22 protein-coding genes, 1 tRNA gene and 1 other RNA gene are annotated in these 18,215 nt (G+C 66.4%); 17 read left to right on the forward strand and 7 right to left on the reverse strand.

All coding sequences use genetic code 11. The annotated features are described in order from the left end of the window. The first annotated feature begins 3 nt into the window (after nucleotides 1–3). The 6 genes from M3190_RS07765 to smpB all read left to right on the forward strand — a co-directional run bounded on the left by M3190_RS07765 (nucleotide 4) and on the right by smpB (nucleotide 4,525). Nucleotides 4–648 (forward strand): class F sortase, encoded by a 645-nt coding sequence (locus M3190_RS07765; RefSeq protein WP_251580381.1) that lies wholly within the window; start codon nucleotides 4–6, stop codon nucleotides 646–648. Continuing rightward, on the forward strand, nucleotides 645–1,226 hold the full coding sequence (locus tag M3190_RS07770; RefSeq protein ID WP_251580382.1) for an RNA polymerase sigma factor: 582 nt from the start codon (nucleotides 645–647) through the stop codon (nucleotides 1,224–1,226). The genes M3190_RS07765 and M3190_RS07770 overlap by 4 nt, the downstream gene beginning before the upstream one ends. Next, complete coding sequence (locus M3190_RS07775) at nucleotides 1,213–1,953, forward strand: anti-sigma factor (RefSeq protein WP_251580383.1); 741 nt, start codon at nucleotides 1,213–1,215, stop codon at nucleotides 1,951–1,953. The genes M3190_RS07770 and M3190_RS07775 overlap by 14 nt, the downstream gene beginning before the upstream one ends. Before the next feature lie 57 nt (nucleotides 1,954–2,010). Continuing rightward, a complete protein-coding gene (gene ftsE, locus M3190_RS07780; RefSeq protein ID WP_251580384.1) occupies nucleotides 2,011–3,072 on the forward strand; it encodes a cell division ATP-binding protein FtsE in 1,062 nt (353 codons plus the stop codon). Next, a complete protein-coding gene (ftsX, locus tag M3190_RS07785) occupies nucleotides 3,069–3,983 on the forward strand; it encodes a permease-like cell division protein FtsX (protein WP_251580385.1) in 915 nt (304 codons plus the stop codon). The genes ftsE and ftsX overlap by 4 nt, the downstream gene beginning before the upstream one ends. Nucleotides 3,984–4,048: 65 nt before the next feature. Continuing rightward, nucleotides 4,049–4,525: an SsrA-binding protein SmpB gene (smpB, locus tag M3190_RS07790; protein WP_251580386.1), complete on the forward strand. Its 477-nt coding sequence runs from the start codon at nucleotides 4,049–4,051 to the stop codon at nucleotides 4,523–4,525. Between the two features lie 3 nt (nucleotides 4,526–4,528). Here smpB and M3190_RS07795 read toward each other — a convergent pair whose 3' ends face one another. Together M3190_RS07795 and M3190_RS07800 are read right to left on the reverse strand one after the other, a co-directional pair. Continuing rightward, nucleotides 4,529–4,750 (reverse strand): putative acetyltransferase, encoded by a 222-nt coding sequence (locus M3190_RS07795; RefSeq protein ID WP_251580387.1) that lies wholly within the window; start codon nucleotides 4,748–4,750, stop codon nucleotides 4,529–4,531. After that, on the reverse strand, nucleotides 4,744–6,213 hold the full coding sequence (locus tag M3190_RS07800; protein ID WP_251580388.1) for an SDR family NAD(P)-dependent oxidoreductase: 1,470 nt from the start codon (nucleotides 6,211–6,213) through the stop codon (nucleotides 4,744–4,746). The genes M3190_RS07795 and M3190_RS07800 overlap by 7 nt, the downstream gene beginning before the upstream one ends. Before the next feature lie 47 nt (nucleotides 6,214–6,260). Here M3190_RS07800 and M3190_RS07805 point away from each other — a divergent pair, with 47 nt between their 5' ends. Further along, nucleotides 6,261–6,671 carry an NUDIX hydrolase gene (locus M3190_RS07805; protein WP_251580389.1) on the forward strand — a complete coding sequence of 137 codons (411 nt, stop codon included), beginning with the start codon at nucleotides 6,261–6,263 and terminating at the stop codon, nucleotides 6,669–6,671. Nucleotides 6,672–6,772: 101 nt separating this feature from the next. Beyond that, nucleotides 6,773–7,145, forward strand: a transfer-messenger RNA (tmRNA) gene (gene ssrA, locus M3190_RS07810). 70 nt (nucleotides 7,146–7,215) lie between these two features. Here ssrA and M3190_RS07815 read toward each other — a convergent pair. Both M3190_RS07815 and M3190_RS07820 read right to left on the reverse strand, forming a co-directional pair. Then, entirely contained in the window at nucleotides 7,216–7,788 is a 573-nt protein-coding gene (locus tag M3190_RS07815) for a hypothetical protein (protein ID WP_251580390.1), read from the reverse strand. Next, the gene (locus tag M3190_RS07820; RefSeq protein WP_251580391.1) at nucleotides 7,785–8,609 is read right to left on the reverse strand and encodes an inositol monophosphatase family protein; all 825 of its coding nucleotides are present in this window, start codon (nucleotides 8,607–8,609) and stop codon (nucleotides 7,785–7,787) included. Before M3190_RS07820 ends, M3190_RS07815 begins: the two co-directional genes overlap by 4 nt. 115 nt (nucleotides 8,610–8,724) lie before the next feature. On the opposite strand from M3190_RS07820, the gene M3190_RS07825 reads away from it, so the two are divergent. Further along, nucleotides 8,725–8,797 (forward strand) — tRNA-Lys (locus M3190_RS07825). Nucleotides 8,798–9,004: 207 nt separating this feature from the next. Here M3190_RS07825 and M3190_RS15530 read toward each other — a convergent pair. Both M3190_RS15530 and M3190_RS07835 read right to left on the reverse strand, forming a co-directional pair. Beyond that, the gene (locus M3190_RS15530) at nucleotides 9,005–10,204 is read right to left on the reverse strand and encodes a tyrosine-type recombinase/integrase (RefSeq protein WP_251580392.1); all 1,200 of its coding nucleotides are present in this window, start codon (nucleotides 10,202–10,204) and stop codon (nucleotides 9,005–9,007) included. A gap of 49 nt (nucleotides 10,205–10,253) precedes the next feature. After that, on the reverse strand, nucleotides 10,254–10,592 hold the full coding sequence (locus M3190_RS07835; RefSeq protein WP_251580393.1) for a helix-turn-helix transcriptional regulator: 339 nt from the start codon (nucleotides 10,590–10,592) through the stop codon (nucleotides 10,254–10,256). Between the two features lie 767 nt (nucleotides 10,593–11,359). Between M3190_RS07835 and M3190_RS07840 the strand changes: the two genes are divergently transcribed. The 4 genes from M3190_RS07840 to M3190_RS07855 all read left to right on the forward strand — a co-directional run bounded on the left by M3190_RS07840 (nucleotide 11,360) and on the right by M3190_RS07855 (nucleotide 13,361). After that, nucleotides 11,360–11,563: a hypothetical protein gene (locus tag M3190_RS07840; RefSeq protein ID WP_251580394.1), complete on the forward strand. Its 204-nt coding sequence runs from the start codon at nucleotides 11,360–11,362 to the stop codon at nucleotides 11,561–11,563. Between the two features lie 116 nt (nucleotides 11,564–11,679). Then, entirely contained in the window at nucleotides 11,680–12,546 is an 867-nt protein-coding gene (locus M3190_RS07845) for a hypothetical protein (protein ID WP_251580395.1), read from the forward strand. 116 nt (nucleotides 12,547–12,662) lie between these two features. Continuing rightward, nucleotides 12,663–13,034, forward strand: coding sequence for an RHS repeat-associated core domain-containing protein (locus M3190_RS07850; RefSeq protein WP_251580396.1), 372 nt, complete (start codon nucleotides 12,663–12,665; stop codon nucleotides 13,032–13,034). 153 nt (nucleotides 13,035–13,187) lie between these two features. Then, nucleotides 13,188–13,361, forward strand: a complete 174-nt coding sequence (locus M3190_RS07855; protein ID WP_251580397.1) for a hypothetical protein — start codon at nucleotides 13,188–13,190, stop codon at nucleotides 13,359–13,361. Between the two features lie 270 nt (nucleotides 13,362–13,631). Here the strand turns inward: M3190_RS07855 and M3190_RS07860 are convergent, their stop codons facing one another. Beyond that, nucleotides 13,632–13,910 carry a hypothetical protein gene (locus M3190_RS07860; RefSeq protein WP_251580398.1) on the reverse strand — a complete coding sequence of 93 codons (279 nt, stop codon included), beginning with the start codon at nucleotides 13,908–13,910 and terminating at the stop codon, nucleotides 13,632–13,634. Nucleotides 13,911–14,393: 483 nt separating this feature from the next. On the opposite strand from M3190_RS07860, the gene M3190_RS07865 reads away from it, so the two are divergent. From M3190_RS07865 to M3190_RS07880, 4 genes are all read left to right on the forward strand, one after another. Then, a complete protein-coding gene (locus M3190_RS07865; protein ID WP_060915500.1) occupies nucleotides 14,394–14,717 on the forward strand; it encodes a heavy-metal-associated domain-containing protein in 324 nt (107 codons plus the stop codon). Nucleotides 14,718–14,745: 28 nt separating this feature from the next. Next, nucleotides 14,746–16,884: a heavy metal translocating P-type ATPase gene (locus M3190_RS07870; RefSeq protein ID WP_439958013.1), complete on the forward strand. Its 2,139-nt coding sequence runs from the start codon at nucleotides 14,746–14,748 to the stop codon at nucleotides 16,882–16,884. A 56-nt stretch (nucleotides 16,885–16,940) separates the two neighbouring features. Further along, entirely contained in the window at nucleotides 16,941–17,378 is a 438-nt protein-coding gene (locus M3190_RS07875; RefSeq protein WP_251580399.1) for a DUF6153 family protein, read from the forward strand. 83 nt (nucleotides 17,379–17,461) lie between these two features. Continuing rightward, nucleotides 17,462–18,079, forward strand: coding sequence for a DUF305 domain-containing protein (locus M3190_RS07880; RefSeq protein WP_251580400.1), 618 nt, complete (start codon nucleotides 17,462–17,464; stop codon nucleotides 18,077–18,079). Nucleotides 18,080–18,215 lie beyond the last annotated feature (136 nt).

Here is an 18,215-nt window from a genome sequence, read left to right on the forward strand (position 1 = left end):
GACATGCGCCGCCCGTCGCTCATCGCCGTCGCGCTGACGGCACTGATGCTGGCGGCCTGTGCACCGGTGTCGGGGGTGGAGTCATTCCCCTCCGGCACCGGTTCGGGCGTGGCCGGGACGGTCTCCCCTCAGCCTGCGGCTCCCACACCGCGGGCCTCCGTCCCGGTCGCTCCCGCCACTCCGCAGGCTGTCGTCCGCGCTCCGGCACCGGAGCGCATCGCCATCTCGTCTCTGGACGTCGACATGCCCGTGGAGTCCGTCGGAGTCGAGGACACCGGCGAGATGGAGATCCCGGAGCGGCCCTCGATCGCCGGGTGGTATCGCTTCGGCAAGGCTCCGGCTGACGCGGAGGGAACCACCGTGATCGCCGCCCACGTGGACGACCGGGAGTACGGGGTGGGTCCCCTCGCGAAGCTGCGCAATGCGCGGGAGGGGGACGAGGTCACGGTGACGGATGCCGACGGCACGGTCACGACCTATGTCACCCAGTCCGTCACCTACATTCCCCGCGCGGAGCTTCCCGTCGACGAGCTGTTCACCCGCGAGGGTCCCCGGACCCTCGCCGTCATCACCTGCGGTGGTGATTTCGATCAGCAGACCCGCACCTACAGCGATAACGTGGTGCTCATTGCGAGGGCGCAGTCGTGACGATCACGGTGCCCCGGCTCGCTGCACGGAAGGAGCAGGCCGTAGACGACGACGCGCACCTCGCTGAACGGTTCGCCGCCGGCGACGAGACAGTGGTGAAGGCGATGTACGACCGCTGGTCGAGGATCATCTACACGCTCGCCGTCCGTTCCCTCGGTGACACGACCGAGGCGGAGGATGTCACGCAGCGGACCTTCGTCTCGGCGTGGACGTCCCGCTCGTCCTACCGCGTGGACGGCGCCCCCCTGGGTGTCTGGCTGATCACGATCGCCCGGCGCCGTATCGCCGATGCGCACGAAGCGCGGGCGCGGGCCGCCCGTCTCGAGGAAGCGTTGAAAGCCGTCGTCCCCGAGGCGGTGGCCGAGCACGACGTGTCGGATGCGATGCTCGTGGCCGACGAGGTCGCGCAGCTCGAGCCCGACGCCCGTGCCGTTCTCGCGCTCGCGTTCTACGAGGATCTCACCCACCAGCAGATCTCCGACAGACTGGGGATGCCGCTCGGCACCGTCAAAAGTCACATCCGACGAAGTCTCACTCGCCTGCGAGCCCGATTGGAGGCGCACCGTGTCACATCTTGACCCCGAGGTCGCCGCCCTCCTCGCGATGGGGGAGCAGGTCTCCGACGATGATCAGCGTCACCTCGACTCCTGTCCGGAGTGCGCGGCGGAAGTCGCCTCGTTCGCTCGTGCGGTCGAGGCCGGACGCGCGACGCGCACCGGTGAGGAGTTGCTGACACCGCCGGACCGCGTGTGGGAATCGATCCGGACCGAACTCCATCTGCCGGACGCGCAGGCCGGCGACGACGAGACGCCGGTCTCCTCCGACGTCCCGTCGGCAGCGACGCGGCACGTGGCGCGCCGGCGCCGAGTGAGTCGCCGCCCGGTCTTCTTCGTCCTGGTGGGCGCCGCCGTCGCTGCCGTCGCCATCATCGCCGGCGTGTGGCTGTCGGGCGGCATCGTGCCGCGGCCCGAGCTCATCTCGGAGGCCCGTCTGGACGGCTTCCCGACCTGGGCAGGCGCCCGGGGCGAAGCGATGCTGGAACGCGTCGACGGGCACGACCGCGTCGTCGTCGACCTGACGGCGTCCCTTCCCGCCGACGGGTACCGCGAGGTCTGGCTGCTCACCTCGGATGCGACCGACCTGATCAGCCTCGGCGTGCTCGACGGAGACACGGGCACGTTCGACGTGCCCGCAGACGTCGACCTGAGCCGCTTCACCGTCGTCGACATCTCGCAGGAGAGCGTCGACGGCGACCCGGGTCACTCGGGCGACTCCATCGCGCGGGGAACCCTGGCAGCCCCCTGAGTGCGCGGGAGTGTCGCTGACGGGTGCGGCGCCCCCGCCGCTTAGGCTCGTCTGGCCATGATCCGCTTCGAAAAGGTCTCCAAGAAGTACCGCGGCACCAGCAAACCCGCTCTCAGCGACGTCGAGTTCGACGTCCAGCGCGGAGAGTTCGTGTTCCTCGTGGGCGCCTCGGGCTCGGGGAAGTCCTCCTGCCTGCGCCTCATCCTCCGCGAGGACACCGCATCCGACGGCCGGGTCGTCGTCCTGGGGCGCGACGTGCGCGGCCTCAGCACCCGCAAGGTCCCGTACTTCCGTCGCCACATCGGCTCCGTCTTCCAGGACTTCCGGCTCCTGCCGAACAAGACGGTGTTCCAGAACGTCGCCTTCTCGCTGCAGGTCATCGGCTCGAGCCGTGCGTTCATCCAGCAGTCCGTGCCCGAGGCCCTCGCCCTGGTCGGGCTCGCGGGCAAGGAGAAGCGTCTGCCCCACGAGCTCTCCGGCGGTGAGCAGCAGCGCGTCGCGATCGCACGGGCCATCGTCAACCGCCCGCAGATCCTCCTGGCCGACGAGCCGACGGGAAACCTCGACCCCGGCACCTCGATCGACATCATGCAGCTGCTCGCCCGGATCAACGCCGGCGGCACGACGGTGGTCATGGCCACCCACGAGGCCGGCTTCGTCGATCAGATGCAGCGGCGCGTCATCGAGCTGCGCGGCGGGGTGGTCGTGCGTGACGAGCGCCACGGCGGGTACGGCGACACGTCGGGGCTGCCCGTCCTGACTCCCGAAACAGTCAAGGGCGCCGCCGCGACGGCCGCGCTGACGGCTGTCCTCGAACTGCAGAAGCAGATCGCGCACGACTCGGGCGCGGTCGAGCCTCTCCCGGAACCCATCGCCCCTCCCGCGCCCCAGCCCGAGACCGTACTGCCCGCCGTCCCCGTCGTCGACGACCCGCCGCCCGTCACCGAGGTGCAGACGGATGCCGGGACCCGGGTCGCGGCATCCGAGCCCGACACGGGCACTCGAGGCATCCCGATCGCACCCGCCGAGATCGACCTCGGTGAGATCGACGGACTCGGGGCGGCCGACCGTCTCGGCCTCGGGCGCCGCGACGACGACGAAGTGGGGCCGACCGCATGAGGGTCCGCCTCGTCCTCGGCGAGGCCCTGACGGGTCTGCGTCGCAACGCATCGATGGTGATCTCGGTCATCCTCGTCACCTTCGTCTCCCTCACGTTCGTCGGCGCTGCTCTGCTCATGCAGATGCAGATCGCCAAGATGCAGGGCTACTGGGCCGAACGCGCCCAGGTCGCGATCTTCATGTGTCGGGACGGGTCCACTCAGACCACCTGCAGCGACGGCCAAGCCACCGATGAGCAGCTCGCCGCCGTGAAGCAGACGCTCGAGAGCCCCGCACTGGACGGCATCGTCCGGAGTGTCCGTTTCGAGACGCGCGAGGAGGCGTATCAGAACGTCCTCGATCTGATGGGCGAGGACTACGCGGACTTCATCACACCGGAGCAGCTCAACGAGACCTACTGGGTGAACCTCGACGACCCGACGCAGACGGACGTCATCGACGAGGCGTTTTCGGGTGTCCAGGGCGTCGAGGAGGTGACGGACCAGATGGAGTACCTGCAGCCCCTCTTCTCGGCTCTCACCATCGCGACCTATTTCGCCGTGGGCATCGCGGGGCTCATGCTCGTGGCGGCGGTGCTCCTCATCGCCACGACCATCCGCCTGTCGGCGTATGCGAGACGCAAAGAGCTCGGCATCATGCGTCTGGTGGGTGCGTCCAACCGGTTCATCCAGACGCCGTTCGTGCTCGAGGGTGTCTTCGCGGCCTTCATCGGCTCGGCGCTCGCCAGCGTCGCGGTCTGGTCGGGTGTGCAGTACGGCGTCCACGGATACCTCGTCGACGAGATCGACTTCGTCACGACGTGGATCGATGGACGGGACGCTCTCCTCGTGATCCCGGTGATCGTGGGTCTGGGCCTCGTCCTGGCGGCGTTGTCGGCGAGCTTCGCCATCCGCCGCTGGCTGCGCACCTGAACGCGCGCCTCCGTTAGACTGGCAGGCCGGTCGCGCGCGGAGTGCGGCCTCGTCGAGGAGTCATCATGCCCAGGGAACGCGGGGAACAGGTCATCGCGACCAACCGTCGCGCGCGCCACGAGTACGCCATCGAGAAGACCTACGAGGCCGGTCTCGTGCTGACCGGCACGGAGGTCAAGTCCCTTCGGCAGGGGCGGGCGAACCTCAGCGACGGGTATGCCTTCATCGACCGCGGCGAGGCCTGGCTGGACGCCGTCCACATCCCCGAGTACTCGCAGGGCCACTGGACCAACCACGCCTCCAAGCGCACCCGCAAGCTGCTGCTCCACAAGGACGAGATCGTGAAGCTCTCGCACGCGGTGGCGGCGGGCGGGTACACCCTGATCCCGCTCAAGCTCTACTTCTCGGACGGTCGGGCGAAGGTCGAGATCGCCGTCGCGAAGGGCAAGCGCGAGTACGAGAAGCGGCAGACGATCCGCGAACGCGAGGACAAGCGCGAAGCCGAGCGGGCGATGCGCAGCCGCAACCGACTGGGGGAGTGACCTTCAGGCCGTGCCCCTCCGGGCCCGGGGCTCCGGCGGCGGCGGGACGGCCTTCGCGGCGATGACGGTGGCGCGGCCGATCCGTTCGAGTCCGCGCCTACCGTCGACGACGATCACGTCGGGCTCCACCGTCACCAGTTCGCCGAGGGCATCCGTCGCCTGTCCGTCGGGCAGCAGGTACCGCACCACGACCCGGGTCCCGGGTACGGGGAACGCGATCACCATCGACCCGGCGCGTAGTCCTTGAGGAAGACGCCGAAGACGTCCTCACCCGCCTCGCCGCGAACGATGGGGTCGTACACCCGGGCTGCGCCGTCGACGAGGTCCAGCGGCGCGTGGAACCCCTCTTCGGCGAGACGGACCTTCGTGGGGTGGGGGCGCTCATCGGTGATCCACCCGGTGTCGACACTCGTCATGAGGATGCCGTCGCTCTGGAACATCTCCCGCGCACTCGTCCTCGTGAGCATGTTCACGGCGGCCTTCGCCATGTTCGTGTGCGGATGCCCGGGGCCCTTGTAGCCGCGTTCGAACACACCCTCCATGGCACTGACGTTGACGATGTAGGTGCGCCGGGCAGGGCTCGCCGCCAGCGCGGGCCGGAGCTTCGAGACCAGGAGGAAGGGGGCGGTGGTGTTCGCGAGCTGCACCTCGAGCATCTCGAGAGGGTCCACCTCCTCGACGCGCTGCACCCAGGAGTTCGTGCGGTCGAGGTCGGGTATCAGCCCGCCCGCGTCGATCGCGGTCCCGTCCGCGAGCCGGTCGAGCGAGGTCGATCCAGCCGCCATCGCCTCGCGGGTGAGGGCGTCCGCCCGGTCCGCCGCGGCGGCGAGGATCGGATGCGCGCTGACGGATCGCTCCAGTGCCTCGGGGTGACGGTCGTTGGTGTGTCCGAAGGTGACGAGCTCGGGAAGCACGCCGTCGGGGAGAGGTGCCAGCTCGGCCTCGACGAGCGGCTGATAGGCCCCGGGGGATCGTCGCACCGTCTGCGTGGCGTTGTTGATCAGGATGTCGAGCGGGCCGGCCGCGGCGACGTCGTCGGCGAGGGCGATGACCTGGGCGGGGTCGCGCAGGTCGATACCGACGATCTTCAGGCGGTCCATCCAGTCGGCGGAGTCCGGAAGTGCGCGGAACCGGCGCACCGCGTCCCGGGGGAATCGGGTCGTGATCGTCGTATGGGCGCCGTCGCGCAGCAGCCGCAGCGCGATGTACATGCCGATCTTCGCGCGACCGCCCGTGAGGAGCGCCCGCCGACCGGTGAGGTCGGTCCGGGCATCCCGCTTCCCGTGGCTGAGGGTCGCGCACTCGGGGCACAGCTGGTGGTAGAAGGCGTCCACGATCGTGTAGGGCTGCTTGCAGATGTAGCAGCCGCGAGCCTTCTTGAGGACGCCTGCGATGGGAGCTGCGGTGCGGGTGGCGATCGGGATGCCGCGGGTCTCGTCGTCGATGCGGTCGGGCGCGCCGGTCGCCGTCGCATGGACCACGGCGCGGTCCGCGGTCGCGACGGCCTCGCGGATCTCGCGCCGGCGCTCCTTCTTCGCCGCCTTGAACATCGCGGCGCTCGCCTGCCGCACGGCGATGAAGTCGGGGTGCGTGCGGGGGAGGGAGGGCAGGGTCGTCAGCACCCGGAGAGTGGTGGCGAGATCGGCAGGATCGATCGCGGCGTCGGAGGTCGGGGTGTCGGGAAGCACACGAGATTCTACGTCGAGTCGGATGCGGGGCCTGTTAGCGTTCTGGCGTGACCGTCTCCGACATCGCCTCCGCGCCCTCCATCCGGGTCTCGGCCGCCGTCATCCGCGACACCTCGGGGCGACTGCTGCTGGTGCGGAAGGCGGGCACGACGGCCTTCATGCAACCCGGTGGAAAGCCGGAACCCGGTGAGAGCCCGGCCGAGACGCTCGTCCGGGAGCTCCGGGAGGAGCTCGGGGTCGAGGTCGCCGTCGACGATCTCCGGCCGCGGGGCGTCTTCCGGGCCGTCGCCGCGAACGAGGCCGGGCACACCGTGATCGCCGACGTCTTCGACGTGCCGCTGACCGGCCAGGAGCCGCGGGCCGCCGCCGAGATCGCTGAGCTCCGATGGGTCGGGGAAGCGGAGGCGCAGACGCTGCAGGTCGCTCCGCTCGCGCGCGATCACTTCCTCATCGACTGACATGGCCGTCCGGGTGGTATTCTGGGATGCTCGGACGCTACGGCATCCGACACATGACAACTCCACAGTGTGACAACGGTCCACACGCCGTCAGGCGTCTCGGGGATGATCGGTTTCGACATCGCCTGTGACTCTGCGAGAAGCGGGCCGAGGATGCAGGGTTATCTCGTTAACGATCTCTGCGAACCAATAACTGCCAATAAGAAGCAGTCCGACTTCGCCCTCGCTGCGTAAGCAGCGAGCCCGAGTCCGTCAATCCGTGAGTGATCCCCTCACGGTCCCTGGCGTCATCTAAGGGATCTTGCTGCGTGACGTCGCCTGAGCGTCACGCGGGACTCTTCTCAGGCTGGGCTCGTCGACTTATGTGTCTGTACTAAAGGTCGGAGCCGAGCAGAACGCCTCTTACAGACTGCGCCCGGAGAAGACGCCGTCTCTCAGCGATGGACGGGGGTTCGATTCCCCCCATCTCCACGAACCGTTGTCACGGAGTGAAGCCCCCGGTGTCCGATGGATGCCGGGGGCTTCGTCGTGTCACCGGTCGGTGTCAGCCGAGCTCGATCAGATCCAGGCCCTGACGCGTGTCGGAGACCTTCACCCAGCCGTCGCCGAAGAGGTAGGTGACGCCGTAGCCGTCGTCGTCCACGCGCAGCGCGAGGTCGGGGTCCTCGGTGATCAGCACACCCCGGCTGTCCTCCTCGCGCAGCCACCCCTCGGCTTCCAAGGCCGCCTCGGTAGCGTCCGCGTCGGCCGTCGAGATCGGCGACCATCCGAAGAGGACGAGGTCGTCGTTCGTCGGAGAACTGAAGTCTCCCCACGTGCAGGCGGTGCCCTCGGGGAGCTCGAGGTCCAGGATCACGAACGGGTCCTCACGCACCGTCCAGCCGGTCGCGGTGAAGCTGTCGACGGTCTCCGGCGAAAGCATGTTCTCGCAGGTGACGTCGGCGGCGTCGATCGTCGGCGGAGCAGACGCGGCAGGCGCCGATGCACCGGGAGCCGGAGCCGTCGCCGTCCCGAGGCCCGGGCCAGCGGTCGGGGCGCACGCCGCCGCGAGGAGGACGACCACGGCGCCCGTCGCCAGGACGGTGGCGACACGCGTGGTGCGTCGGCGGAGGATCACGCGCGCAGCACCCCGAGGAAGTCGTCGTGGAGGATGCCGTTGGTCGCCAGCGACGAGCGCGCATCGAGTCGCTCGTCCCCGTCGATGTCGGTGAAGCGCCCCCCGGCCTCGAGGATCACGGGGACGTGGGCGGCGATGTCGTACTCGCGGACGCCGAACTCTGCGACGAACTCGAGCCGGCCCTCGGCGAGCAGCATGTACGGCCACGCATCGCCGTACCCTCGATCCCGCCAGACGGCGCGGGACAGCCGGAGGAGGTCGTCTGCACGTCCCACTTCGTCCCACTGGGCGATGCTCTGGAAGCTCACACTCGCGTCGGCGACGGCGCCCACGTCGGACGTGTGGATCCGTCGGGGTCGCCCGTCGGCGGCGTTCGTCCACGCGCCCGCTCCGGTCGCGCCCCACCAGCGGCGGGAGATCGCCGGCTGGCTGACGACGCCCACACGCGGCACGCCGTCGATGACCAGGGCGATCAACGTCGCCCACATCGGGATGCCCTTCAGGTAGTTGGCGGTGCCGTCGATCGGATCGATGATCCACTGCCGCTGCGTCTCGCCGCTGGTGCCGAACTCCTCGCCGAAGATCCCGTCCTCGGGACGATCCTTCGCGAGGATGTCGCGGATGGCGCGCTCGGTAGCGAGATCGGCCTCGGTGACGTGGGTCGCGTCCGACTTCGTCCGGACGTCGAGATCAGGAGCGTCGAAGCGCTGCATCGAGACCTGATCCGCAGCATCCGCGAGGCGCAGCGCGAGGGCGAGATCGTCGCTGAGGTCGCCGTCGAAAGGGGCGGTCCAATCCGTCGCGGAAGGCAGTGGCGTCACGGGTCCAGGATACGTCGTGCGCCTGACGCCCTCGTGAGTGCCGGGGGTGTCCCGATTGGCGGAGGAGTCGATCGTGATGCTAGTGTTGTCCCTCGGTTCGAGTTCTTCGAATCACGCACCTCTAGCTCAATCGGCAGAGCAACTGACTCTTAATCAGTGGGTTCTGGGTTCGAGTCCCAGGGGGTGCACAATTCTCCCCGGTTTGCCTGTTATTCCAGGCAAATCGGGGATTTTATTCGCGACTCATCTGCCTCATCATGTGATGGATTCCGCCCCGGGGCCGAATCGGGGGTGGGAACTACGCTCTTCTACTCGCAGGGGCCTCGACACACCCGCGCAGTTCGCAGCGACCAGTACTGATTGCTACCGGATTGACCCGGATAACCGAGGGGCCACTAGGACTGCGGAGGCTGCTCGTCACTTTCTGACTCATCTCCACTCGGGTCGGATGCGGCGCTGGGAAAGGCCATTGCGAGAGCATCCGCAGTACGTGAAGGCACGATCTTGGAACGCTGCACATAGGAAACGGAAGTTGTCCCAGGATGTGCATGGCCAAGGAGCAGTTGCGCGTCCGACAGGCTCAAGCTTTCCTCGACTGCGGTCGCAGCCGATTTGCGCATCGTCTTGGGAGTCAGTCTGTCTACGTCGATCTGTGCGGCCTCAAGAGCCTGGCGCCGGTCATCACGGAAGGCTCGCAGAAGTCGGCGGAAGTTGGCTGGGGAGTGAGCAGTGCCGTTTCTAGTTGGGAAGAGGAATTCCTCCGCATTCGGAACGTAAGCCGCCATGCGTCGCCGCACGATCTCTTCGGCGAACGGAGGGAGTGGGATCTGGCGGCGCTGATCAGAGCGTTTGGGGGCGCCTTTGCGTACGAGGCCCACGCCGGGAATCTGACGCACTGTGTCCCACACGGTCACGTATATGCGGCCGTCGTGAATCACGATGTCCCGAAGGCTGAGTAGAACGATCTCTCCAATGCGCTCGCTCGTTGCGAGCATCAGAAGGAGTAGATCGGACAGGAGCCGCCTATCCGGCCGGATACCTCCGCGTCGTCCCGGGTTCTTTCCTTCCCAGGCTTCGAGCTCTCGGATGAGCACGCTCAACTGCTTGTCGTCGACTGAACTTTTGACCGGTTGAGGTGCAGGAGTCGTTTCGACGGCGTCGATCGGGTTTTGAGGGATTGCGCGATGTCGGATGGCGAGTTTGAACATCAATCGGAGGGCGGATCGAGCCTTGCGCGCTTTCGAAGCGCTTGTCACGCTCAGGTTCAGCAACTCCTGGTCGCACAATCCAGCGTCCATCTGCTCTATCGTGTATGCCCCCATGTTCGGTTTGATGATCGTGCGGACTGTCGCCTCGTAGGCGTGGATCGTTGTCGACTCGACCTTGCCACGGCGCCTCGCGTCCTGTAGCCACGCGTCAGCCAGTTCTGCAATCGTCGTGTCGGCGGTGATGGAGCGTGCGATTCCGCCCCACGCGTCGCGCGCTCGATGACGCAATGCAGCCTCAGCCTCGGTCTGTGACGTACCGGATGCGGTGATGTTGATCAGTGATCCATCCTTCAGCCGGATTCGGGTGCGTGCCTGCACGCCTGACACGAGCTCACGGTAGGAGATACGGCCGAGCTCGCCGACCTTCTTTCGCTTTCTAGCCACGGGGCGCCTCCGTCTCGATGGTGCATGCGTCGAGGAAGGCAATGACGTCGCGGTGCTGGTAGAGGACGTGCTTCCCTAGCCGCACGTAACGGGGTCCGTAGTTTCTGAGGCGCCAGTCCTCGAGGCTTCGTGCGGAAATACCTAGCAGGACGGCGAGTTCTTTCGTCGAGTAGAGGATGGGGGTGGGAGTGGCGTCAGTGGTGGTCATGCACTCCACATGCGCGGTTTCAGTCAGCCTCGTGTGTGCATCGTCGGATGGGTGGTCGCCGACAGGGGGCGCCGAGACGACATCCATCTCCCTGGGGCTGAGGGTGAGCGTGATGACGTCCATCGGCTCGATCGGTGGAGACCCGTGAGCGGATATCGAGATTGTTTAGGCGGAGGGAGGCAGATCACGCAACTCCTGGTCATGGAGGCCACGGGCTAGGCACCAGCGGAGCGAGTGGCAGCCTCAACACTCTCCGTCAAGGCTCGATTCGAATTCGGCTAGATCGACCGCCGCCCTCACCTCGCCGAAGGGATGCCGCCATCGTCATCGGACGCGAGCACATCACCAGCTGGGATGAAGAGGGCAACAAGCATGGCTGCGTTCATCGACGCCGAGGATCGTTGCCGATCTCGTCCGAGCCACCGTCGCGCTCACCCGCATCGTGCGCGACTACGGCAGGGTCAGCCCGACTTGGAGCACACCCTCGGCCGACCTTTCCCCGCTCCCCGGGGGAATCACTATGCAAGCGGATTCGACACATGCTCGGGGAACTCGCGCGCGGTCCCGGCGATGTCGATGAGGTCACGCGTGCAGCTCGAGGCGGCGGCATACGGAGTCGCAGACGAGTAAGGGCGAGATCCCTGCAGTAGAGGTCATCCGCCTCGTGCAACGGGTCGACTAGTACACGCGCATTAGTCCGCAATCCGGGCACCGCCATACAGGAGGAGTCGGCGGCGTCCATGACGGCTGCAGCTGCATCAGGCATTGCGCGCAGGTGGGGGAGAAGCCCTGCCAGTCGTCATCGTCGTGCATCCCGCCAGGCAATCAGAAGCCGGCGTCGCTGCAGAGATCGTCCACAGGACGCTCAGCGCCCGTCAGGAGACGCCGGCGTGACCGCTGAGGCCCACACCTACGCCTTCATCTCCGTTTCACCCACGCGTAACCTGATGGCGCAGGCATCCGCCGTCCACCGGCAAACCTCCACGTCGACGAGTGCCGGCGTCGCCCCAAACCGCACCCATGCCTTCGCTGGCTTCGGCCGCGGGTCGATCGTCACCGGCTCCATACGGCTGGCGTTTCCAGGGGACAAATGAAGCCGGTGGCTCGTACGTGTTCGACGTCTACAGCAGTGAGGGGCACGGCATGTCCATCGCGGCTGTGAATGAGTGCAATCACCGTTGAGGTCAGTGCCGCCCTTAGCCTGTGAGTCATGCGAGTCGAGGAGTTCTTCAAGAACGAGATCAAGATCGAGGATGGCTGGAATTATCGCGATACGGACCTCGACGTGGATCTTCTTCACACGATCCGTCGAAGCCCCTTGGCGGACCGCGGAGACGCGGAAGTCGCCCTCGGGCTCACGCAATTGGTCCGTCGAGAGTTCACGGCATATGGAACGGACGCCGAGGGCCTCCGGATCAACGATGCAGAGTCTCGCGAGGCGATGCGCACGCTCGAAACCGTGACTCGCAGGCTTGGTATTCGATTTGAAGTCCCGTTCCGCGACTTTCCGACGTTTCGCTCCTACTGGGGTCAGCACGACGGGTACGGAAGTTGGCAGGCGCGTCGTGACATGATCCACGAGCTCTTCGAGCCGTTACAAATCAGGTTGGAGCAGATTGAGGACACCGGCTTCGCTGGTGAGCTTGTAGATCCAATCACTCCGGCCAAGCGGCTTGGCTGGCCGGTGGTCGACATCGAAATTGCGGAGCTGCGCAGGCACTTTCATTCTGCTGCGACTGTTCAGGACTACCGCAACGTCGGGAATGACTGCGTGGCCGTTCTTGAAGCTCTCAGTGCCACCGTCTACGACCCCGCTCTTCACCTGCGAGACGGGGAGACCGAACCTCCCGTGGCGCAGACAAAACAACGTCTCGATCGATATGCCGACACGGCTCTTCCTGGGGCGGGGAACGCGGAACTGCGAGCTCTGGTGAAGAAGACGGTCGAATTTGCTCAAGCCGTCAAACACAACCCTGATGGAACGCGAGTTCGGGCAGGGATCGCGGCTGACGCGGTCATTCAGCTCGCCAACGTGCTGCGACGGCTTTCGGGTGCAGCGTCGGCGCCGGCAAGCTGAGGGTGGAGGCATTCTCCCTACCCGAGTGTCACCAACGTGCCGACCGGGTACAGCTAGCTCGGCCTAGTCAAGCGGGCAGCAGCTCAGCGTCCGCCGGCATCCGTGTCAGCCGGCGCATGCTCCTTGAGCGGGAGGGGTGGGTCAGCCTGTACGTGTACGACGGGCTCGGGAACCCCACCGCGATCCTCCGCGACTTCGGATCCCCCGGCTACACCTGCACGTACGACCCGTTCGAGCTCCCCACCCTCACCTACAACAGTGGCGGCACCGGGCAGACCCAGAACCCGTTCCTGTTCAAGGGTGGCATCCAGGACCGCGCCACCGGATGGGTCCACTTCGGCAACCGCTGGTACAACCCCACCCTCGGACGCTGGACCCAACAAGACAACTCGAAGCACCCCTCGACCCCACCAACGCCAACCGATACGCCTACGCCGGAGGCGACCGCATCAACAACATCGACCCCACAGGGCTCCGTACCTCCGTGAGCGCTGGTTGTGGAGTTGCCTATGCCGGGATAGTCCTAGCGACGGCCGGTGTGATCATTGGCAGCGCAGGTCCAGGGGCTGCCTTCGCATTCGGACTGGCGTCCTACGCTGTCTCAGCCGTCGGCGTCTATTACAGCTGCTAGGAGCAACAACATGTCTCGATCATCTGTGCAAGCTGTCATCTCGGCGCTTATGGCCGTCATCGGAGTGGCGATGGTCATCATCGGCTGGGGATCTCCGACTGCAGTGGTGGGCATGCTGTTGCTGGGTATCAGCGTTGCGGCGGTCATCTACTTGGTGACGGTGGACAGGAAACGTCAACAATGACCGCACCTCGTCGGTCGCATCCGACTGTCTTAGACAGCGTTCTCGGCGCCACGCGGATCGCTGGCGCTGTGCGGCCGCGCCCCAGCAGCACACGTGGCTCCGTGTTCTTTCGGGGTTCGCGCCGTGGCCTCCAGGCTGCGATGCCTCAGGTGCCGCAGTGACGTCATGCCGAAGACGATCGTTTACGGCTGTACGTCCGGGAAGGTCGAGAAGCACGCGCCGTAAACGATGCCCGCTACCGGGTTTTGGCAGACGTTTCTGGTGGATCGGCTATCGCGGTAGTGACAGTATCGCCAGGGTCCCGACTACGCCGATCACGGTAGCGATCAACATCAACCAGCCTTTTCTGGTCGACGTCGTGCTGAGGGGAGGCCGGTCATCCTCGATGCCCAACCGCGTCCTGATCTCGGCTGCTTCCTTCTCGAGTGCTTCGCGGCGGTCGATGTGGCCATAGTCGGGCGTGCCAGCAACCCACGCGAGGTCGATGAGTTCTTCGCGGATCTGTTGCAGTCTGGCGTGGTCGCGTTTGGAAGCATCATCAGCTGTCATCTGAAGGCGCATCCTTCCGCGGCCGCTTCCTAAGTCCTTGTCCGCCGACGATGGTGCCGAGAGCGCCGAGCACGGCGAGTCCTACCCCCGCGGGTGGCCCCGGGAGATCCGAACCGATTGCGAATATGGCGAGTGCGGTACCTCCGAGAAAAGTGACGAGCGACCCAACGAACAGGACTACGTACGGGGCTCTCATGTGGTGAACTCTCCCACGCCTTACCCTCGTGGCTCTATCCCGTCGCAGAGATAGCGCACGGCAGTCGAGGTTCCAGCCGAAAACGATCGTTTTCGGGTCTATCGCGCCGAGGCGCACTAGGTGTGCACCGGAAACGTAGTCCGAATCCTGGTTTCGGCGGGCGTTTTCGGTTGGCTCCGCGGAAGCATGTTGGAGCCTGGACGACCATACCCTAGGGGGGTAAGGTATCTCTGGTATCGGCATCCAGTCGGCCGCCCGAACAGGGGCCGTGTTGAGGGGAGATTCAGATGGTGGACCGTATTGAGCTGGGCCTGACGGATAAGAACTCAGGGTGCGCGTGCTGTTCGACAGCTTCGAGCGCTGAGCCCGCGGTCGCCGCGAGCAGCGCGATCGCGCAGGACGTGTTGGTGTCGGGGATGACGTGTTCTCACTGCGTGTCGAGCGTCACGGAGGAACTGTCGGCCGTCGAGAGTGTGGACAGTGTCTCGGTGGATCTGGTTGCGGGCGGCGCGTCGCGCGTCACGATCCACAGTGCAACTCCGGTCGATTCCGAGATGGTGAAGGCAGCTATCGAAGAGGTCGGTTACACCGTCGTAAGCACGCCCGCCTGACCCGCCGGTTCTTTCGAGGGGAGCTCTCATGAGCCAGCACGATCACCACAATCACGCCTCCCACGGAGGCCACACCGACCACGACGGGCACACCGCCACGGCCGAGCATGGGCACACCGGGCACGCTCATCACGAGCAGGCACCCGCCGCGGGGAAGTCCGCACACGGGCACGCGGACCATGGCGGTCACGCTGGGCACGGGGATCACGTGGGGCAGTTCCGCCGACTGTTTTGGATCATGCTGATCCTGGCGGTGCCGGTCGCGGGCTTCTCAATGATGTTCGCGATGCTCATCGGCTACCCACTGCCAGATGCGGCCTGGGTGGGATGGGTTTCCCCGGTGCTGGGCACGGTGATGTACGTGTGGGGTGGCGCCCCGTTCCTGACGGGCGCGGTCAGTGAACTCCGCGCCCGTAAGCCCGGGATGATGCTGCTGATCGCGTTGGCGATTACCGTCGCGTTCCTCGCATCCTGGGGTGCCAGCCTCGGGCTGCTGCACCATGAGCTCGATTTCTGGTGGGAGCTCGCGCTGCTGATCGTGATCATGCTGCTCGGTCACTGGATCGAGATGCGCTCTCTGGCCCAGACAACCTCCGCACTCGATTCCCTCGCCGCCCTTCTGCCCGATGAGGCCGAGAAGGTGCAGGGTGATGAGGTTGTCACCGTCGCACCGTCTGACCTGGTCGTCGACGACGTCGTGGTGGTGCGTCCCGGCGGGCGGGTGCCCGCAGATGGGCGGATTGTGCAGGGCTCAGCCAGCATGGACGAGTCGATGATCACCGGCGAGTCCCGCCCGGTGCGGCGTAGTGAGGGCGACCAGGTCGTCGCCGGCACCGTCGCCACCGACTCCGGGGTTCGGGTGCAGATCACCGCCGTCGGGGACGACACCGCTCTCGCGGGGATCCAGAAGCTGGTCACCGACGCGCAGAGCTCATCGTCGCGGGCGCAGCGGCTCGCGGATCGTGCCGCCGCGTGGCTGTTCTGGTTCGCGCTGGGAGCCGCGGTGATCACCGCGATCGTGTGGACGCTCGTGGGGTTGCCCGATGATGCGGTGGTCCGCACGATCACCGTTCTGGTGATCGCGTGTCCGCACGCGTTGGGCCTCGCAATCCCGCTGGTCGTGTCGATCGCGACCGAGCGCGCTGCCCGCGGTGGTGTGCTCGTGAAGGACCGTCTCGCGTTGGAGAGCATGCGCACCGTGAACACGGTCTTGTTCGATAAGACCGGCACCCTCACCAAGGGCGCCCCCGCGGTCACGGCTATCGAACCGTCCGGCGACGCATCCGAGGATGAGCTGCTGGCTCTGGCTGCCGGTGCGGAGTCCGACTCGGAGCACCCTCTGGCCCGCGCGATCGTGAACGCCGCGAAAGACAAGCAGCTCACCGTCCCCGCCGCCACCGACTTCGAGTCCTCTCCTGCCGTGGGCGTCCGCGCCCGCGTGGATGGTCGCACCGTACACGTCGGTGGCCCGTACATGCTCGAGCAGGAGCACGCTGTAGAGCTGCCCGTCGCGGACGAGTGGCGCAGGAAGGGCGCGATCATCCTTCACGTCCTCCTCGATGGGAAGGTCGCCGGTGCGCTGCGCCTTGCAGACGAGATCCGCGCCGAGTCTCGCGCCGCAGTGACGGCGCTCCACGACCAGGACGTGCAGGTAGTGATGATCACCGGCGACGCGGACGCGGTTGCTGCGTCTGTTGCCGCGGACCTGGGCATTGACCGGTACTTCGCCGGGGTGCGGCCGGAGGACAAGGCGTCGAAGGTGAAGGAGCTGCAGGACGAGGGCCGGAAGGTCGCGATGGTCGGCGACGGTGTGAACGATGCGCCCGCTCTCGCCCAAGCCGACGTCGGTATCGCCATCGGCGCGGGCACCGATGTCGCGATCGCGTCGGCGGGGGTCATCCTCGCCAGCGACGACCCCCGTTCGGTGCTGTCGGTGATTGAGCTGTCACGAGCGAGCTACCGGAAGATGAAGCAGAACTTGTGGTGGGCGGCGGGATACAACCTGCTGTCCGTGCCGCTTGCCGCGGGCATCCTCGCGCCGATCGGGTTCGTGCTGCCGATGTCGATCGGGGCGATCCTGATGTCTCTGTCGACGATCGTTGTCGCGCTGAACGCGCAGCTTCTACGCCGACTGGACCTCACCCCCGACACGGTCAGCCGCCTGTAGCAGCCGCCAATAAAGAGGCGGACTACGTTGGACGGTAGGGAAGGAAGGAGGGGAGCATGTCGCTAATCACGCTCGCGGATGCCATGGGACGCACGCGCACGCTCACCCGCACCTTCCTCGTGATGATCGCGATCACTGTAGGGATCGTCGCGGGGCTGCTTGCGATGCACTCCCTGAACAGCCACGCCACCAGCACCGGTCACCTCGACACCGTTACGACTGCCCCTGCCGCCTCGCACCACGCTCAGGGCGCCACTCCGGTCGGGGAACCGGCGGCGGGGGAGTGCGATGACTGTGCCGGTGGGCACGACACCATGATGTGGTTGGCGTGCGTGCTCGGCCTGCTCGTGACCGTGCTGATCCTCGCCCGCATCACCGGAACCTGGCGGACCACCGACCCCGAACGCGGACCCCTGACCGTCTCGTCGTGGCCGGGTTGCCTCGCACCGGTGCCTCCACCCTCATTGATCGTTCTCTGCATCAGTCGCACCTGAGGATGCCGCTGCCTGCCCCCGCGTAGGCACGGCTCACCCTGCCCGCTGGGCAGGAACCTCATTGACGACTTTTGGAGAACCTCATGAAGATCCGTACTGCGGCGACTGCCGCGCTCGCCCTGACCACCGCCCTTATCCTCGCCGGGTGCTCCGACACCGGGAACGCCGGGGGTGGCATGTCTGGGATGGACCACGGCGGCTCCAGCAGCAGCGCCGCCCCTTCCGCTGACGCGTCTGCGAACGCGAACGACGCGGACATCATGTTCGCGACGATGATGATCCCGCACCACCAGCAGGCCATCGAGATGTCCGACGTGTTGCTGAGCAAGGACGACATCGACCCACGGGTTGTTGACCTCGCCGATGGCATCAAAGCCGCCCAGCAGCCCGAGATCGACACGCTCAACGGCTGGCTGCGGGAGTGGGGCGCCGACACCTCCGGCACGGACATGGATGGCATGGATCACGGCGGAGGGATGATGAGCGAAGAGGACATGCAAGCCCTCGACGCGGCGACCGGCACCGAGGCGGCCAAGCTGTTCCTGGAGCAGATGATCGAGCACCACAACGGTGCAATCGAGATGGCTCAGGAAGAAGTCAACAACGGGCAGAACCCGAACGCGACCGCCCTCGCGCAGAAGATCGTCGACGACCAGACCGCCGAGATCGCTGCGATGGAGGACATCCTCGCCAGCCTGTGACCGGCAGGAGTGGGACGGCGCCCCACTCATCGCACTTCTCAACACGTCCCCCGACCGGCAACGCATTGTCGGGGTTGGCAGCGGTAACACCCTCTGGGTCGCGCAGGCAGGATCACAGGCGTGGGAGCAAGTGGGC

Origin of the sequence: Microbacterium oleivorans, from assembly GCF_023715745.1 — a bacterium.
Classification (GTDB): domain Bacteria; phylum Actinomycetota; class Actinomycetes; order Actinomycetales; family Microbacteriaceae; genus Microbacterium; species Microbacterium oleivorans_D.

Bases quoted from the DNA above. Each gene is read 5' to 3' on its own strand.
- M3190_RS07880 (WP_251580400.1), top strand. From the start codon at position 17,462: ATGAAGATCCGTACTGCGGCGACTGCCGCGCTCGCCCTGACCACCGCC.
- M3190_RS07870 (WP_439958013.1), top strand. From the start codon at position 14,746: ATGAGCCAGCACGATCACCACAATCACGCCTCCCACGGAGGCCACACC.
- M3190_RS07865 (WP_060915500.1), top strand. From the start codon at position 14,394: ATGGTGGACCGTATTGAGCTGGGCCTGACGGATAAGAACTCAGGGTGC.
- smpB (WP_251580386.1), top strand. From the start codon at position 4,049: ATGCCCAGGGAACGCGGGGAACAGGTCATCGCGACCAACCGTCGCGCG.
- M3190_RS07855 (WP_251580397.1), top strand. From the start codon at position 13,188: ATGTCTCGATCATCTGTGCAAGCTGTCATCTCGGCGCTTATGGCCGTC.
- M3190_RS07875 (WP_251580399.1), top strand. From the start codon at position 16,941: ATGTCGCTAATCACGCTCGCGGATGCCATGGGACGCACGCGCACGCTC.
- M3190_RS07850 (WP_251580396.1), top strand. From the start codon at position 12,663: ATGCTCCTTGAGCGGGAGGGGTGGGTCAGCCTGTACGTGTACGACGGG.
- ftsX (WP_251580385.1), top strand. From the start codon at position 3,069: ATGAGGGTCCGCCTCGTCCTCGGCGAGGCCCTGACGGGTCTGCGTCGC.
- M3190_RS07835 (WP_251580393.1), bottom strand. From the start codon at position 10,592: ATGGACGTCATCACGCTCACCCTCAGCCCCAGGGAGATGGATGTCGTC.
- M3190_RS07765 (WP_251580381.1), top strand. From the start codon at position 4: ATGCGCCGCCCGTCGCTCATCGCCGTCGCGCTGACGGCACTGATGCTG.
- M3190_RS07860 (WP_251580398.1), bottom strand. From the start codon at position 13,910: ATGACAGCTGATGATGCTTCCAAACGCGACCACGCCAGACTGCAACAG.
- ftsE (WP_251580384.1), top strand. From the start codon at position 2,011: ATGATCCGCTTCGAAAAGGTCTCCAAGAAGTACCGCGGCACCAGCAAA.
- M3190_RS07845 (WP_251580395.1), top strand. From the start codon at position 11,680: ATGCGAGTCGAGGAGTTCTTCAAGAACGAGATCAAGATCGAGGATGGC.
- M3190_RS07795 (WP_251580387.1), bottom strand. From the start codon at position 4,750: ATGGTGATCGCGTTCCCCGTACCCGGGACCCGGGTCGTGGTGCGGTAC.